Below are 15,900 nucleotides of genomic sequence, written 5' to 3'. Positions count from 1 at the left end.
CCGGGGAGTGCCTCGGTAGTCTCGTCGGGGTGAGGACGAGGCGGACATTCGCAGAGGCGAGCAAGGAACTCCTGCGGACGACGCTGCTCGACGGCCTGCATGACCTGCTCCTCGAACAGGATTGGCCGTCGGTGACCGTCGCCGACGTGGCGCGGGTGTCCGGGGTGAGCCGCCAGACCGTCTACAACGAATTCGGCTCGCGGCACGGGATCGCCGAGGCCTACGCCATGCGGTTGGCTCAGCAATTCTCCGCGATCGTCTCCGACGCGATCACACGTACCGCAGGCGATGTCGACGCCGCGCTGTATCAGGGATTCACCGACTTCTTCGGCACCGCAGCCGACGACCCTCTCATCGGTTCCCTCCAGCGGGGCGAGGCCAAACCCGACCTGCTGCGCCTGATCACCACCGACGCGGGTCCATTGATCACCACCGCGAGTGCGGCCCTCATCGACACGCTCACCACGTCGTGGATCGGACTCGGTGACGACGACGCCCTCCCGATCGCGCGGGCCATCGTCCGCATGGCCCTGAGCTACGTGGCGATGCCACCGGAGAGCGACCGCGACGTGGCCGCCGACCTCGCCGTGGTGATGGCGCCGGCGATCTCGGCGGCGCGGGCCCGCGGTGGCGATGACGCGGGGGCCGACGACGACGCCGGTGACTGAGTGATCGGTCAGTCCAGCCGATACCGGATCAGCCGGGCGGAGTTCCCGACCACCGCCACCGACGAGGCGTTGTGCAGGATCGCCGCCAGGACCGGGGACAGCGCACCACCCGCCCCGATCAGCAGACCGATGGCGTTGACGGCGATGGCCATTCCGTAGTTCTGCCGGATCACCCCCAGGGTGTGATCGCCCAGATCGCCTACGGCGGGCAGCATCGCGAGATCGTCCCGGGCCAGCGCGATGTCGGCGGTCTCGACGGCCACATCGGTGCCGGCCAGACCCATGGCGATGCCGACGTCGGCCGCGGCGAGCGCCGGTGCGTCGTTCACTCCGTCGCCGACCATCGCCACGACGTGGCCCTGCGCCTGCAGTTCGCGTACGGCGGCGAGTTTGTCGTCGGGGAGGACCTCGGCACGCCACTCGTCGATACCGAGCGACTCGGCGATCGCGGCGGCGGTGGCGGCATGGTCGCCGGTCAGCATCGCGATGCGTTCGACACCGCGTGACCGCAGGACGTCCAAGACCTCGCGCGCATTCTCGCGGACCTCGTCGCGCAGGCTCACCAGACCGACCAGCCGACCGTCGACGGCCAGCAGAAGAGGTGTCTCGCAATCGTTTCGGAGCCGATCGACCCAGTCCCGGGCGTCGTCGCTGAGGGCGACGTCATGCTGGGCGAACAGGGCCGGGCTACCCAACAGCAGTTCCCGGCCGTCATCGGCCAGCGTACGCATCCCCAACCCGACGATGACCTCACATTCGGCGTGTGTTGGGATCTCGATGCGACGGTCGGTGGTGGATCGGATCACGGCCTCGGCCAACGGATGTCGCGAGTGGATCTCCGAACTCGCGGCGTGCGCGAGCACCTGTTCGGGGGTCCAGGCGTCGTCGAAGGAGATGACGTTGGTGACGATCGGACGCCCGGTGGTCAGCGTTCCGGTCTTGTCGAACACCATCGCCGTGACGCGTCCGGCGGCCTCGAGATGCGAGCCGCCCTTGATCAGGATGCCGCGCCGCGCGCCGTTGCCGATGGCGCCGCTGATGGCCGTGGGGGTGGACAGGCCGACAGCACACGGGCAGGCGATGAGCAGCATCGTCATCGCGCGACGGAGATCCCGGGTCACCAGCAGGGTGGCCGCCGACAGCAGGAAGGATGCGGGCACGAACCGCCGGGAGAACTGCTCGCCCACGGTCTGGATCGGCGCCCGGTCGTGCTGGGCCTCCTCGACTCGGGAGATGATGCGACCGATGGCGGTGTCGGTCCCGACCGCGGAGGTGCGGATCACCAGTCGTCCGCTGACCACCACCGAGCCGGCGTGCACGTGATCACCGACCGCCGCGGTCACCGGCAGATTCTCGCCGGTCAGGGCGGACTGATCGACCACCGCGACGCCGTCGACGACCGTCCCGTCGGCCGGCACGGCGACGTGGTCGTGGATGACGATGACGTCGCCGACGGCCAGCGAGTCGATGGGCACCTGCACCTCGGTACCGTCGTCGAGCTGGATCCAGGTGGTGTCGGTGTTGCCGCGCAACAGATCCGAGATGGCCCGGCGGGTCCGGCGAAGCGTCAGATCCTGCAGGAACTCACCGATGTTCAACAGCCACAGCACCGTCAGTGCGACGACGTTCTCGCGCAGCAGCAGGCTGGCGACAGTGGCCGCGGAGACCAGTGCGTCGGTGCCGGCGCGACCACCGCGCAGCGACCGCAGCGCACCCTTGAGGAACGGATACCCGGAGAAGATGGTGACGCCGGTGGCAACGGTGCGTGACGCGGGCCCGAGGAGCGGCGGACGCCGGAAACCGTAGCGCCGCAAGCCCAGAAGCACGAGAGCCCCGGCGCCGATACCGAGCCGGACCAGCTCGGTGTTGGTGATGTCGGCCGAATGCGGGTGAGCCCGCGCGACGCTGGTCAGGTCGACCGACAGCCCGTCGGCGAGCGCCGAATGCAGTGCGGCGCGATCGGTGGTCGAGCGATACCAGACCACCACCGATCCGGTGCGCGGGTAGACGTGTGCGGCACGGACACCGGGCACGGCCATCAGTGCGTCCTCGACGGCCACCGCCCGCCGGGCAGGGGCGCCACGGAGATCGGGTGTGATCAGCCGGAGTCGGCCGGCGGCATCCGAGCGGATGTCGGCTGCGACGACGGTCACCGCGGATCAGTGCTCGTGATCGTGCGGTTCCGACACCCCGGGTGGATTCGCCTCTTCGCCGATGCGATCCTACGCCTCGGCGATGATGTCGGCGGTGCGCAGGCGTGCGTCCTCGGCGATGGCCTCGGCCTTGCGGGTTCCCAACAGTCCCCACGAGGTGACCACCACCGCACCCTCGCGCAGCGGGGCCTTCGCCACGGCCTTGCGGGCGAGGTCATACGCCGCGGCGCCGACAATCCCGGTGGCCACCGCCGAACCCGCCTTCACCAACAGTGCATGCATCGCCATCTGTGGAACCTCTCCGTCGACCTGTAATGCAAATGATTTCCAGAACGACGAGTTCTAGCGCCAGCGCGCGGAGAATGCGACGTCGGGCGACGCTACGTGACGGTGATCCCACCATCGACGGGCAGTGTCTGTCCGGTGACGTAACCGCCGGCCGGTGAGGCCAGCCAGACCGCGGTGGCGGCGAGTTCGGTGGGGTCGCCGGTGCGGCCGAGCAGCACGCGCGGCATCTGCGAGTCCAGGTAGCCGTCCTTGTAGCCGTCGGTCATCTCCGATTTGAAGAAGCCCGGCGCCAGGGCGTTGACGCGAATGCCCTTGCGGGCGCCCCACTGCTGGGCGAGGTCGCGGGTGAGACCGATGACCCCGGCCTTGCTGGCCGCGTACGCCGCCTGCGGCAGGGATGCGGTGGTGATGCCGAGGATCGAGGAGATGTTGATGATGGAGCTGCCCGGAGTCATCACCCGACCGGCGGCCTGCGCCATCCAGTACGACCCGTTGAGGTTGATGTCGATGACGCTGCGGAACTGTTCCGGGGTTTCCCGGGTGGCGGGGACGGCGGTGCCGACGCCGGCGTTGTTGATCAGCACGTCGACGTGACCGAAGGTCTCCATCGCGGTGTCGATGACCTTCTGGCACGACTCCGGATCGGCGACGTCGGCGGTGACCGACAACGCCTTTCGGCCGATCGCCTCCACCTTGGCGGCGGTGTCGGCGAGCTTGTCGGTGCGGCGGGCGGCGAGCACCACGTCGGCGCCGGCCTCGGCGAAGGTGGTGGCGAACGAGACGCCCAGACCCGACGATGCGCCGGTCACGACGACGACCTTGTCGGTGAGGGAGAACAGGTCGAGAACGGACACGCGGTCACTCCTTGGTTGTCGAGAAGCTGTTGTCGAGAAGCTGTTGAATGATTCAGATTCGCTGACTGTATCGGGCGCGCTACAGCCAGGCCGGGTCGGTGTTGAGGGTGGTGCGGTCCAGGGCTGCCAGCAGGGTGAACTGCACCGCGGTCTTGGGCAGTTCGTAGCGGTAGAAGTATGCCGCAGCGGCTCGTTTGCCGTCGTAGAAGTCCCCGGACTTTCCGCCCACGGCGAGGAGTTGCTCGAGCCACATCCAGGCGATGACGAGATGTCCGGTCGCCTCGAGGTAGGCGGTCGCATTGGCCAGTGACACCGCGACGTCGCCGGCCGACCAGACCGTGGCCGTGGTCGCGACGAGGGTGTCGATCGAATCACGCAGCGCCGCAGCATATTCACTGAGTTCAGGAACCCGGCCTGCGCGGGTGATGGTGTCGCCGATGGTCTCGGCGAGCAGCGCGAGCCCGGCCCCGCCGGCCATCGTGACCTTGCGGCCGAGCAGGTCGAGGCCGTGAATGCCGTGCGCGCCTTCGTGAATGGGATTGAGGCGGTTGTCGCGGTAGTACTGCTCGACCGGGAATTCGCGGGTGTATCCGTAGCCGCCGAGGACCTGGATGGCGAGGTTGTTGGCCTCGAGGCACCACTGCGACGGCCACGACTTGGAGATCGGGGTGAGTACGTCGAGCAGCAGTCCGGCGCGGGCGCTCTCGGTCTCGTCGCCGGTCTGCTGCAGGTCGACGAGCTTGCTGCAGTACAGCCCGAGTGCCAATGCGCCCTCGACATAGGACTTCTGCGCCAGCAGCATTCGCTTGACGTCGGCGTGCTCGATGATCGGGATGGGCTTGGCGTCTGGGTCCTTCTGGTCCACCGGGCGGCCCTGGGTGCGCACCTTCGCGTACTCCAGTGAGGCGAGGTATCCGGCGTAACCCAGTGAGGTGGCGAGGAATCCGACTCCGATGCGGGCCTCGTTCATCATGTGGAACATGTAGGACAGGCCCTTGTGCTCCTCGCCGACCAGGTAGCCGACCGCGCCGGGAGCGGAGCGAGCGGTGGCAAAACTCCCGTCGCCGAAGTTGAGCAGGCAGTTGGTGGTGGCCCGGTTGCCCATCTTGTGGTTGAGGCCGACCAGCGCGACGTCGTTGCGGGTGCCGTCGGGCAGGAACTTGGGAACGATGAACAGTGAGATGCCTTTGACGCCCGGGCCGCCGCCGGGGGCCTTGGCGAGGACGAGGTGCACGATGTTCTCGCCGAGTTCGTGATCGCCCGCGGAGATCCACATCTTGGTGCCGGTGATGCGGTAGGTGCCGTCGTCGGCGGGGGCGGCCTTGGTGGTGATGTCGGCCAGTGAGGAGCCGGCCTGGGGTTCGGACAGGCACATGGTGCCGAAGTAGCGGCCCTCGATCATGGGGCGAACCCAGGTGTCGATCTGTTCGGGGGTGCCGTATTCGGCGAGGAGGTTGGCGTTGCCGACGGTCAGGAAGGCGTACGACGACATCGCCGCGTTGGCCGCCTGGAACCAGGCCGAGGAGGCGTGGCCGACGACGGTGGGCAGTTGCATGCCACCGAGGGCGTCGTCGAACGAGCCGGCCACCAGGCCGGCCTTGAGGTATTCGTGGATGCCCGCGGTGATCTCGTCGGGCAGTACCACCGTGCCGTCGTCGCCGACGAACGGCTCGTGGGAGTCGCCGAGACGATTGAACGGTGCGAACCGGCTGATCGCGATGTCGGCCGAGAGGTCGAGGACCGCGTCGAAGGTCTCTCGTGAGTGGTCGGCGAAGCGCGGCCTGCTGGTGAGGGATTCGACGTCGAGCCACTCGTAGAGCAGGAATTCGAGGTCGCGCCGCGACAAGGGGTCGGCCATCACATCTCCGTTCGGTCGTGCGTGCACCTAAGCACTCGCTCAGTTATAAGCACTCGCTTATACTGCCCGTAACCCCCCGGATGGGTCAATAGTGCCGGGCGATCACCAACAGGAGGCCGGTTCGAGTGACCACGGTTCGCGTCACGGAATCCGCCGCTGCACAGCGCATTAGGCAGGCAGCCATCGCGTCGTTCGCCGAGTCCGGCTATGCCGGTACCTCGACGCGGCAGATCGCGGCCGGCCTCGGGATGAGTGCGGCGGCGATGTATCCCCATTTCCGCTCCAAAGAGGAACTGCTGTACTCGATCGCGCTGGAGGGGCACCGATCGGTGAACGAGGCGATCGCCGCCGCCGACGACGCGAGTGCGTCGCACACCGAACGGTTGACCGCGGTGGTGGCGGCCTTCGCCGGCTGGCAGGCGCGCCATCAACAACTGGCCAAGGTCGTGCAGTACGAGATGCGGGCGTTGACGCCGTCGCACTTCCGGACGATCGCGGCACTGCGGCGGAAGACCACCGAGATGATCGCGACGATCGTGGCCGGCGGGGTCGAGGCGGGTGAGTTCGCGGCCGACGATCCCGACGACGTCGTCCTCGCGATCTCGTCGCTGTGCGTCGACGTGTGCCGATGGTTCCCCACGCGGACGCACCGGGACCCGGCGACGGTGGGGCAGATGTACGCGCGGATGGCCCTTCGGATGGTGCTCGCGACCTGAGGTCGGCCATCAGTGATCAGTGATCAGTGATCAGTGATCAGTGATCGGTTCCGGGGAACGGGGTGTAGTACTGCCGCGCGGCCGAGGCGACGATCTCGGTGAGTTGTGCATCGTCGAGCGCGGCCGGTGTGCCGGCGCTGACGGACCGGAGGTAGACCTCGCACAGCCAGTCGAGGAGTTCGAGATGCTCGCATGCCGTCTCGATGTTGCTGCCGACCGCGATCGAACCGTGGTTGCGCATGAGGGCGGCGGTGCGCTCGTGCAGAGCGGCGCCCACCAGCTCACTCAGTTCCAGGCTGGTGAAGACGGCATAGGGCGCGACGCGTACGGTGCCGCCGAGCATGGCCGCGGTGTAGTGGATGGCCGGCAGTTCGTCGACGACGGTGCCTGCCGACACCGATGCGATCGAGTGGGCGTGGGCCACCGCGGACACCGAGGTGGTGCGATAGATCTCCAGATGCAGACCGAGTTCACTGGTCGGGCGGTACGGCGTCGGAACCGCGACGACGCCGTCGAGGTCGACGATGACCAGCTGATCCGGTGTGACGGTGTCGAGTCGGCATCCGGTCGGTGTCAGCAGGATGTGGTCGCCGGAGCGGACCGACAGGTTGCCGTCGGTGCGGGAGGTGAGCCCGGCCGAGGCCGCGAGATGATGCGCGGCCGCGCACAGAGAGGCGCGGTGATCGTCGATGCCCACCCCATCGACGTTAGACCCATCGACATGCATGTGGAGGACAAGCGGCTCGATTGTGCCCGAGGTGCGCGGCCGCGGGGCTCACTTCTGGCGTGCCTTGAATCGTGGATTGTTCTTGTTGATGACGAAGACACGGCCGCGTCGTCGGATGACCTGGGCGCCCGGTTGATTCTTGATGGATCGGAGGGATACGCGAACCTTCATGACAGCTCCTTGTTGAAAATGACTGTCATGAACAATAGCGCGCGCCGTCGCAAAAAGACGAAATGGGTCGTCGTCAGGTGACGATCCCGAACTCCTTGATCTTGCGGTAGATCGTCGCCCGCGAGATGCCGAGTGCGGCCGCGGCATCGGCCTTGCTGTTGCCGTTCTCCTCGAGGCTGCGCACGATCGCGTCGCGTTCGAGGGCCTCGATGCGGGTCAGGGTGTGCCGGCTGGTGGTGCGACACCGCGGTGGCAGCTGACCGACGCCGATGACGCCGGAGCGTTGATGGGTGACCACCTCACGCAGTGTCTGGCGCAGTTCGGCCACATTGCCCGGCCACGAATACTTGCTGAGTTGGCGCATCGCATCCGGTGCCACACTCAGTTCACGGCCGCGCGTCAACTGCCGCAGCAACGTCGGCACCAGATCCTGCAGATCCTCGATCCGATGCCGCAGTGGGGGGAGTTCCACGGTGTGGCCGAAGAAGGGCAGCAGCGTGGTCCCCGCCTCGACCGCGGACGCCGCGGTGGTGACGCCGAGCCACCCGGCGTGTTCGCGGCCGGGAAGCAGGTCTGCGATGGCCGCCTGGGCGTCGGCGCCGATGGTGTCGATGTCGCGGATGATGACGCAGAAGCCGTCCCGATCGAGTTCGGTGGCCAGCGCGTCGAGGGTGTCCTCGGCGACGCCCGTGGTGTCGTCGAGGGCGTCGGTGGCGAAGTCGTCGGCGGCGAAGTCGTCGGCGGCGAACACCCGGGTGGTGGCCGGTTGGTAGCGTTCGGCGGCCGCACGCAAGGTCGCGGTCCGCCCCGATCTCGCCTCGCCCGACACCGCGATCCATTGGCCGGCCCGCACGTGACCGACGATCCGCGAACAGCATTGCCGCCACGACGAACTACGCCCCACCACTCCGGGCAGGGTTGCCGTCGGCGTTTTCGGCGCGGCCACCGACGGTGCGGGTGCGGCGTCGACGAGATGCACCCGGAAGACCGCGATCTGCGCACCGTCGTCGCAGTACTCCGACACCGGTGACAGCCGCGCGACCCGCCCGCTGGGCAGCGTGCTCACCCGGCCCGGTGTTCCGCGCGTGGGCGACTGGTCGACGGCGTGCTCGAGGATGGCGAGTTGGTCGGCCGGGTCGACGCTGTGACGCAGGCGCCGGTTCATCAGGACCACGTCGCCGGAGATCGCGAGCACCATGGCATTCGGTGCCCGCCGGCAGGTGGCCAGGTACGCGTTCAACAGTCGTGATTCGCGCTCGCTGGCCTGCGACACCATGCGCTGCACTATCTGCGAGGTCGCTGACTTGGCCAGCGAGAGCAACAACGTCGACGGCTGCTCGAGTTCGCTGCGACAGGTCAGATCGAGAGCGCCGACCACCGCTCCGGAGATCGGATGCACGATCGGCACGCCCGCGCAGGTCAACGGGCCGAGGCTGTCGGCGTAATGCTCCGAGCCGCTGACCACGGTGGGTTGGCGGGTCTCGAGTGCGGTGCCGATGCCGTTGGTGCCCGCGAACTCCTCGCTGTAGCTGTATCCCGGTGCGAGACTCACCTCGTCGAGCATCCGACGCAGTCCGGTACTGGCGGTGGTGCGTGAGAGCACCACGCCGTCGGCCGAGGTCAGGATGATCGACATCGGCTCCGACGACAGATCGCCGGCGAGCTGATCGATGATCGGGCGTGCGGCCGTCATCAACGGCCCGTCGGTGTTCGGTTCCCGGACGAAAGGCAGTTCGAGGCGATCGGCGCGGACATTGAACGCGCGGGATCGCCGCCACGACGTCGAGATCGATTCTCGGACGGCGTCATCGAGTCCGTCGTCGCTCAGGAATTTCTCCCGGGCGCGGGCGACCGTGGCGGTGGACGTACTGGGCTGGGCTGGGGGCTGTGAAATCACCGAGCAAGCGACTCCTCTGTGATCTGTATCTCACCTCTCCGACGAGTCTACCTCGTCGGGGGAAGGGGAGGGCCGACCGCGATCAACGCCGCGAACGGCAGATCCCGTTCGGATCGCGGTCGGCCCAGTCCGGGGCTGGTCGGGAATCACCTCACCGGGCGAACGCGGTGTCCCCGACCGGACAAGATCAGATCAGTTCAGTAGATGTTGGACGGGCGGACCATACCCTCGGCCAGGTCACCGAAACCGGGCGCCGGGATCGCGCCGGGATTGCCCATGACCTCCTCGACCACGGCGGTCTCGGTGGTGATCAGCAGCGCCGCGATGGACGCCGCGCTCTCCAGCGCGGCCCGGGTGACCTTGCACGGATCGATGACGCCCTCGTCGAACATGTCGCCGTAACCACCGGTCAGGGCGTTGAAGCCGTGTCCGAGCGGTAGTCCGGAGACCACCGTGACCACCTCGTCACCGTCGAAGCCGGCGTTGGTGGCGATCCAGCGCAGCGGTTCGGCGAGGGAATCGCGGACAACCTCGATGCCGACCTTCTCGTCGCCGGTGGCCTCGAGGGATTCCAGCGCCCGATGCGCCTGGGCAAGCGCGGTGCCGCCGCCGGAGACGATGCCCGCCTCCACCGCGGCGCGGGTGGCGGCGAGGGCGTCCTCCACCCGCAGCATCCGCTCCTTGAGTTCGACGCTGGTCACACCGCCGACCCGGATCACCGCGACCCGGCCGGTCAATCGTGCGATGCGCAGTTCGAGGGCGTCGCGATCGGCGTCGATGCGGGCACGTTCGAGTTGGGCCTCCAGATGCCGGACCCGGGAGTCGACGAGTTCCTGATCGCCGTGCGCCCCGACGATGGTCGTCTCGTTCTCGGTGACGGTCACCCGATCGCAGGTGCCGAGGTGTTCCATCGACACCTCGTGCAGATCGATGCCGGTGTCCTTGGCGATCACGTGGCCGCCGAGCGCCACCGCGAGGTCCTCGAGTTCGGCGATGCGGCGATGTCCGAAGCCCGGTGCGCGCACCACCACCGACAGCATCGTCTTGTGCATGTTGCCACCGACGAGCAGTTGCAGCGCCGGTCCGTCGACGTCCTCGGCGAGGACAAGCAGCGGGCGGTCGGCGCGTTTGGCCGTCTCGATGGCCGGCATGATCTCCTGCACCGAGGTGATCTTCTTGTTGGTCAACAAGATCACCGGATTGTCCAGGACCGCCTCCATCCGTTCCGGATTGGTGACCATGTAGCCGGAGATGTAGCCGTGATCGAATTCGATGCCGTCGACGACGTCGACGGACAGGCCGAGGGTGTCGCTCTCCTCAGTGGTGATCACCCCGGTCTTGCCGACATGTTCGACGGCGGCCGCGATGACCGCACCGATCACCTCGTCATCGCTGGCGGCCAGCGATGCGATGCGCTCGAGGTCACTGCGACCACCGATCTGAACCGCCTGGGATGACAAGGATTCCAGTACCGCGGCGACGGCCCGTTCGATGCCGCGGCGCACCCGCATCGGGTTCGCGCCGGCCTCGACGGCCCGCAACCCCTCGCGCACCATCGCCTGCGCCAACACGGTTGCGGTGGTGGTGCCGTCACCGACGACACCGTTGGTCTTCATCGCCACCTCCTTGACCAATTGGGCGCCCATGTTGGCGAATGGGTCGCGCAGCTGGATCTCCCGGGCAATGGTGACACCGTCGTTGGTGATCGTCGGGGGACCGGTGAGCTTCTCCAGGACCGCATTACGGCCCTTGGGGCCCAGTGTCACCTTGACCGCGTCGGCAAGGGCGTTCACGCCCCGCTCCAGCCGCAGCCGCGCTTCGGCGTTGTAGCGCAACTCTTTGGCCATGTCGTCAACCTCTTCTCTGTGTTCGGTGTTGTTGTGGTCGGGCTGTATTCAGTTGTCCGCCCGCCCTCCGAGTGCCGACGAGCCAAGCGAGGAGGTGTATCGAGGACACCTCCGTGACTCGACGTGTCAGCCGGGAAGCTCGGGGCAGGTCCCGTGACGGAGTTCTAGGGAATCAGGATCGCGCGGCCCCGCACCCGACCGGCATCCAGATCGTCGAGCGCTCTGGTAGTCGTCGAGTGCATAGGTTGCGGTGTGCAGCTTGACCTTTCCCTGCGCGGCGAGGGTCATCAGCTCGGTGAGATCGTTGTAGGAACCGACGAGATTACCGATGAAGTTGATCTCGGTGGAGATGATGTCGATGGTGGGGACGTTGATGTTCTCGCCGTAGCCGACGACGAAGTAGTTGCCCGCCCGGTGCAGCATCGCCACCCCCTCGGCGGTGGCACCACCCTCACCGACGAAGTCGAGGACCGCCTCGGCGCCCTTCCCGTCGGTCAGTGCGAGCACCTGGTCGACTTGAGTGCCGTCGGCGACGATGCCCTTGTGCGCTCCGACTTCGAGAGCCAGGGCCACCGCATCCGGGTTGCGGTCGACCACCACGATGGTCACCCCGGAGATGGCGGCGAGCACCTGAATCCCGATGTGCCCCAGGCCACCTGCGCCGATGACCACGCAGGTGTCGCCGGGACGCGTCATCCGGGCCACCTTGGCCGCGGCGTGATAGGCGGTCAGGCCCGCATCGGCGAGCGCGGCCACATCCGACGGCTCGAGTGAATCGTCGATCTTGACGACGCTGCGGGCGGTGGTCTTGAGATAGTCGGCGTAGCCGCCGTCGGTGTCGATCCCGGGGAACTGGTTGTTCTCGCAGTGGACGTCGTCGCCGTCGCGGCAGGCCCGGCACAGTCCGCAGGTGATCAGCGGATGCAGGATCACCTTGTCGCCGACGGAGACGTTGGTGACCGCATCTCCGATCGCCTCCACCCAGCCGGCGTTCTCGTGTCCGATGGTGTAGGGCAGTGTGACACCGCTTTTCGCCTCCCACTGACCTTCCAGGATGTGCAGATCGGTGCGGCACACCCCGGCCCCGCCGATCCGCACGATCACGTCGAGCGGACCGGTGATCGTCGGGTCGGGGATCTCGTTGAGTTGCAGTTTGTCGTGATATCCGACGACCTGGACGGCTCTCATGATGACCTCTCCTGAAGGAAATTGCTGTCGGGGAGTGCGCGGGTGCGCACGTTGGTGATGACCGGTCCGCTGGTGCCGTCGCATGCATCGTCGTCGGCGTAGCGGGTGGCGAGTAGGCCGCGGCAGAAGTGCGAGTTGCCCTCCACCGAGATCCGCACCGACCGTGCGAATCTCAGCCGCACCGGCACCTGCTCCGGTGGCAACGGACTGCCGTCCTCGTCTACTACGACCCGGCAGTTCGGGCACACACCCAGACCGATCTGTACCCGTCGCCGTAGCAGTGCGTACTTCGCGGGCCCGTCGGGCAGGTCCCGCAGCAGCAGATGCTCGCAGTCGGCGGCGGTGGCCGCCCCCGAGGCTATGAGCGCACTGACCGCGCGTTCCATCGACGCGGTGTGGGCCTTGCGCAGGAAGGTCATCCGCAATTCTTCGAGATCCTGCTCGGCCTCGACCCCGAAGGTGCCCTTGTAGCCGGCGTGCGCGGCCAGACCGGCGTTGATCTTGTCCGAGTCGTGGTGATCATCGAGCATCACCCGCACCTGACCGACGTCCTCGATGTCCTCGAGGGCATCCAGCGAATCCGAGGCCATCAGGTACGCGAAGTTCGGTGAACAGAAGGACGTGGGCAGCCGCAGATGGACGGTGACCCCGTCGTCGTCGATGAAAACCGAACGGACGAAGTTCAATTCGGTGATGGGTTGGTCGAGTTCCGGATCGAGAACGGTATCGAGTGCGCCCAGCACGGCGTCTGTCATCATCACCGTGTCCTCGATCTGCACCGTCCCGCTTTCGACGTGGTGGCGGTCCGACAGCGCGGTCATGCGTTCACCGCCTCCTGCGCGCCGGCCGCCACCTCCGCACCGGGATCGGCGGCGTCGGTGGGGATCCGCAGCTCCTCGGGAACCTCGATGTGCGGATACAGCGCTGCGGCGTTGAGGCCGAGGATCTTCCGCTTCTGATCGGTGGTGATCGGCGCGTATTCGGTCATGTCCTCGGGGATCTGGAAATCCACGAACCGTTCGACGAGCCACTGCGGGGTCCACAGCGCGTAGTCGCTGGCGAAGAGGATCTTGTCCTCGCCGATCCAGTAGAGGAGTTCGCCGATGATCTGCGCGAAGTAGCGGGGCCGGGTGTGGATGAACGGGATCGCCACGGCCAGTCCGCCGTACACGTTGGACTCCTGGGTGGCGATCCAGCAGAAGTCCTCCAGGCGGGGCAGGCCGACGTGCTCGATGATGAAGTTGAGGTCGAGGTAGTCGGTGGCCACCTTGTCGACGTCGGCGACATCGAAGGCGTCGCGATCGAGCGGACGGATCGTCGGTCCCTTGTGTACGTGAACGTTCTTGATACCCAGCTCGATGCACTCCTCGAGGTAGCGTCGCGACCAGTGATCGTCGAGTTTGTACCCGCGGGAATCGCCGTGCCATTCGGCGGTGTAGAGCTTGACGCCCTTGAGGTCCATGGTTTCGGCGTCACGACGCAACTGCTCGAGGCCGTCCTCGCCGTCGCGCGGATCGTAGGCGTGGTTGTAAGTGAGCTTGCCCGGATTGTCCTGGCACAGCTTGAGTGAATCGTCCACCTGCGCAAAGCCGTTGACGTAGAAGTCCTTGAGGATCGTGGCCTGGAAGATCGCGTGGTCGGCCGGCCCGTCGACGAAGAGATCCTGCATGAGCCGTTCGGGACCGTAGTAGCAGTAGGTGTCGTAGTCCCACAGCTCCGATTCCGGGCTCAGGTTGCGGTGGTAGTCGTAGAAGCAGTCGATGAACTGCTTGCCATGGATGTTGCGGTGGTTGGACTCGCGTCCGTCCCAGAGGTGCACATGGGCATCTACGATGAAATACTTCTCGCCGTTCTTCTCATACATCGGTCTCACTCGCTCTCTCGCGGCGTTGACGGGGCTGTGGGGGCTGGTACTGGGCTGAAAACTGTGGGGCTGAAAACTGTGGGGCTGGAAACTGTTGGCTGAGAGGTGGATCGGATGGAATTCGCCGCCGGGGCCGACAAGGGGGCGGGCGGGGCCCCGGCGGCGAAGTCTGATCCGCTACCCGATCAGGAAGCTGTGAGGTCGAAGCCGATGAACTCGGCCGCGTCCTCCGGGCTGGCGAACAGGATGGTCTGTTCGTCGAGGTGCACCATCCGTCCGTAGTGGGTGGAGCTGATCTCCTCGAAGATCGACCCGTCGAATTCCTGGCCGAGGGCGTCGGTCAGTTCGTCGTAGTCGAAGATGAGGCGGTTGACGCCGTCGACGCGGATCATCGACGGGTACTCGGTGAGTTCGACGCCGTCCTTGGCGCCCATCACGTCGGCAACGATCCGGCCGATGGGGGTGTTCATCAGCGTCACCCCACACATGTTGGAGAACTCGGTGTCGGCCCCGAATTGCATTGTGCTCACTTGTTCAGCTCCTCTGGGATGTCGAGGCCGATGGCGGTCAGCACGTCGGCGAACTTGGTCTTGGCGTGATCGAGGCTGGAGGAGAAGGTGACCGACTTGTCCGCCGGCTGCGACCAGATCGGCTGGAGTCCGCGGGCCGCGTCGAGGCAGCGTGGTACCCACACCGCCATCCAGTCGGCGAACAGCTTCTGGTTGTCGACCCCGTACTTCTCGTCGCGCGCGAGCATCTGGAACAGTGCGCGGGAGTAGTTGAGATCGCGGTCGTAGTCGTACTCACCGGTGCCGACGATCGTCGGGGTGATGTAGTCGCCGTTGCGGGCGGCCACCTGCATCACCAGTTCCGACCGGAAGAGCGAGCCGACGAGCTGCTCGAAGACGATGTTGGAGCAGAACAGCAACTCGGCCCAGTCGCCGATCGCGGTCAGTCGTTCCACGGCCTCGCGGGTGGGCTGCCATTCCGGGGCGGACTGCCAGACCTCCTTGTGTGCCGATCCGTCGAAGGCCTCCTCGGCATCGGCCAGGTCGAGGTTGAACAGGGCCAGATCCTGGGCGAACCGCAGCTTGTGGGCGGCGTTCACGCAGACCGCGTTGTTGATCATGTTGGTCGGCGCGGAACGCTGGATCGAGGTGAACACGTGCAGGCCCATGCCGCTCTCGGCATGCATCCAGGCACCGAGGTTGCGTTCGATGAACTTGAGCCAGGCCGAATTCCAGCCGTCGTAGGCGCGGGCGCGTTTGGCATTCTGAAGACACAGGTCGACCTGATGGACCACCGCCGAGTTGTTGCGGTAGATCGTCTGCTCCCATTCCTCGTTGGGGTCGAGGAACTGATGCCAGTTGGACGACTGCGCCGACGTCCACTCCTTGGGGTAGCCGCCCGGGCCATCGCCGAAGCCGTAGATCCAGCCTTGGGTCAGGTGGCGTTCGGGATCGGGCTGGACGTCGATGGTGACGTCCTCGTAGATCGTGGCCCGCTTCTTGGCCGGCTGATAGTAGTTGTACTTGCGGCTGCGGCTGCTCGGGAATTCCCGTGCGCCGGCCTCGGCGTCGGTGAACTCGATGGAGGGGAAGCTGCGTTCCCGTGGTTGTGCTGGTGCGGACATACCTTTCGTTCCTGTCGTTCAGGCGGACTCGGCGAC

Annotated in this window: 14 protein-coding genes and 1 pseudogene; 2 read left to right on the top strand and 13 right to left on the bottom strand. The window is 66.6% G+C overall.

Translation table 11 applies throughout. The annotated features are described in order from the left end of the window. Nucleotides 1-29: 29 nt before the first annotated feature. The gene (locus ACWETB_RS11550; RefSeq protein ID WP_348804430.1) at nt 30-668 is read left to right on the top strand and encodes a TetR family transcriptional regulator; all 639 of its coding nucleotides are present in this window, start codon (nt 30-32) and stop codon (nt 666-668) included. Nucleotides 669-676: 8 nt separating this feature from the next. On the opposite strand, the gene ACWETB_RS11545 is transcribed toward ACWETB_RS11550, so the two are convergent. The 4 genes from ACWETB_RS11545 to ACWETB_RS11530 all read right to left on the bottom strand — a co-directional run bounded on the left by ACWETB_RS11545 (nt 677) and on the right by ACWETB_RS11530 (nt 5,821). After that, the gene (locus ACWETB_RS11545; protein WP_452211221.1) at nt 677-2,821 is read right to left on the bottom strand and encodes a heavy metal translocating P-type ATPase; all 2,145 of its coding nucleotides are present in this window, start codon (nt 2,819-2,821) and stop codon (nt 677-679) included. 69 nt (nt 2,822-2,890) lie between these two features. Then, on the bottom strand, nt 2,891-3,109 hold the full coding sequence (locus ACWETB_RS11540; RefSeq protein ID WP_425476219.1) for a DUF1490 family protein: 219 nt from the start codon (nt 3,107-3,109) through the stop codon (nt 2,891-2,893). Between the two features lie 92 nt (nt 3,110-3,201). Then, a complete protein-coding gene (locus tag ACWETB_RS11535) occupies nt 3,202-3,963 on the bottom strand; it encodes an SDR family NAD(P)-dependent oxidoreductase (RefSeq protein ID WP_348804429.1) in 762 nt (253 codons plus the stop codon). A gap of 79 nt (nt 3,964-4,042) precedes the next feature. After that, the gene (locus ACWETB_RS11530) at nt 4,043-5,821 is read right to left on the bottom strand and encodes an acyl-CoA dehydrogenase (protein ID WP_452211219.1); all 1,779 of its coding nucleotides are present in this window, start codon (nt 5,819-5,821) and stop codon (nt 4,043-4,045) included. A gap of 125 nt (nt 5,822-5,946) precedes the next feature. On the opposite strand from ACWETB_RS11530, the gene ACWETB_RS11525 reads away from it, so the two are divergent. Next, complete coding sequence (locus ACWETB_RS11525) at nt 5,947-6,537, top strand: TetR/AcrR family transcriptional regulator (RefSeq protein WP_348804427.1); 591 nt, start codon at nt 5,947-5,949, stop codon at nt 6,535-6,537. 37 nt (nt 6,538-6,574) lie between these two features. Here ACWETB_RS11525 and ACWETB_RS11520 read toward each other — a convergent pair whose 3' ends face one another. From ACWETB_RS11520 to ACWETB_RS11480, 9 genes and pseudogenes are all read right to left on the bottom strand, one after another. Then, nucleotides 6,575-7,234: a class II aldolase/adducin family protein gene (locus ACWETB_RS11520; protein ID WP_449743252.1), complete on the bottom strand. Its 660-nt coding sequence runs from the start codon at nt 7,232-7,234 to the stop codon at nt 6,575-6,577. Between the two features lie 78 nt (nt 7,235-7,312). Continuing rightward, a complete protein-coding gene (gene ykgO, locus ACWETB_RS11515; protein WP_348804425.1) occupies nt 7,313-7,435 on the bottom strand; it encodes a type B 50S ribosomal protein L36 in 123 nt (40 codons plus the stop codon). Between the two features lie 73 nt (nt 7,436-7,508). Then, nucleotides 7,509-9,332, bottom strand: a complete 1,824-nt coding sequence (locus ACWETB_RS11510) for a sigma-54-dependent Fis family transcriptional regulator (RefSeq protein ID WP_452211216.1) — start codon at nt 9,330-9,332, stop codon at nt 7,509-7,511. Between the two features lie 197 nt (nt 9,333-9,529). After that, entirely contained in the window at nt 9,530-11,179 is a 1,650-nt protein-coding gene (groL, locus tag ACWETB_RS11505; RefSeq protein WP_348804423.1) for a chaperonin GroEL, read from the bottom strand. 164 nt (nt 11,180-11,343) lie between these two features. Next, nucleotides 11,344-12,367 (bottom strand): annotated as a pseudogene (locus ACWETB_RS11500) (NAD(P)-dependent alcohol dehydrogenase). Further along, nucleotides 12,364-13,188, bottom strand: coding sequence for an iron-sulfur cluster assembly protein (locus tag ACWETB_RS11495; RefSeq protein ID WP_425476220.1), 825 nt, complete (start codon nt 13,186-13,188; stop codon nt 12,364-12,366). Before ACWETB_RS11495 ends, ACWETB_RS11500 begins: the two are co-directional and overlap by 4 nt. After that, nucleotides 13,185-14,231 (bottom strand): amidohydrolase family protein, encoded by a 1,047-nt coding sequence (locus ACWETB_RS11490; protein WP_348804421.1) that lies wholly within the window; start codon nt 14,229-14,231, stop codon nt 13,185-13,187. The genes ACWETB_RS11495 and ACWETB_RS11490 overlap by 4 nt, the downstream gene beginning before the upstream one ends. Before the next feature lie 185 nt (nt 14,232-14,416). Then, nucleotides 14,417-14,752 (bottom strand): propane 2-monooxygenase effector subunit MimD, encoded by a 336-nt coding sequence (mimD, locus tag ACWETB_RS11485; RefSeq protein ID WP_348809272.1) that lies wholly within the window; start codon nt 14,750-14,752, stop codon nt 14,417-14,419. 5 nt (nt 14,753-14,757) lie between these two features. Beyond that, a complete protein-coding gene (locus tag ACWETB_RS11480) occupies nt 14,758-15,864 on the bottom strand; it encodes an aromatic/alkene monooxygenase hydroxylase subunit beta (RefSeq protein ID WP_348809257.1) in 1,107 nt (368 codons plus the stop codon). Between the last annotated feature and the right edge of the window lie 36 nt (nt 15,865-15,900).

Source organism: Gordonia sp. NPDC003950, from assembly GCF_053605205.1.
The sequence above is the reverse complement of the archived record's forward strand: the minus strand, read 5'-3'. Positions and strand labels throughout refer to the sequence as shown.

Coding starts and splice junctions, on each gene's coding strand:
- ACWETB_RS11540 (WP_425476219.1), bottom strand. CDS start 3,109: ATGGCGATGCATGCACTGTTGGTGAAGGCGGGTTCGGCGGTGGCCACC.
- ACWETB_RS11495 (WP_425476220.1), bottom strand. CDS start 13,188: ATGACCGCGCTGTCGGACCGCCACCACGTCGAAAGCGGGACGGTGCAG.
- groL (WP_348804423.1), bottom strand. CDS start 11,179: ATGGCCAAAGAGTTGCGCTACAACGCCGAAGCGCGGCTGCGGCTGGAG.
- ACWETB_RS11480 (WP_348809257.1), bottom strand. CDS start 15,864: ATGTCCGCACCAGCACAACCACGGGAACGCAGCTTCCCCTCCATCGAG.
- ykgO (WP_348804425.1), bottom strand. CDS start 7,435: ATGAAGGTTCGCGTATCCCTCCGATCCATCAAGAATCAACCGGGCGCC.
- ACWETB_RS11530 (WP_452211219.1), bottom strand. CDS start 5,821: ATGGCCGACCCCTTGTCGCGGCGCGACCTCGAATTCCTGCTCTACGAG.
- ACWETB_RS11490 (WP_348804421.1), bottom strand. CDS start 14,231: ATGTATGAGAAGAACGGCGAGAAGTATTTCATCGTAGATGCCCATGTG.
- mimD (WP_348809272.1), bottom strand. CDS start 14,752: ATGCAATTCGGGGCCGACACCGAGTTCTCCAACATGTGTGGGGTGACG.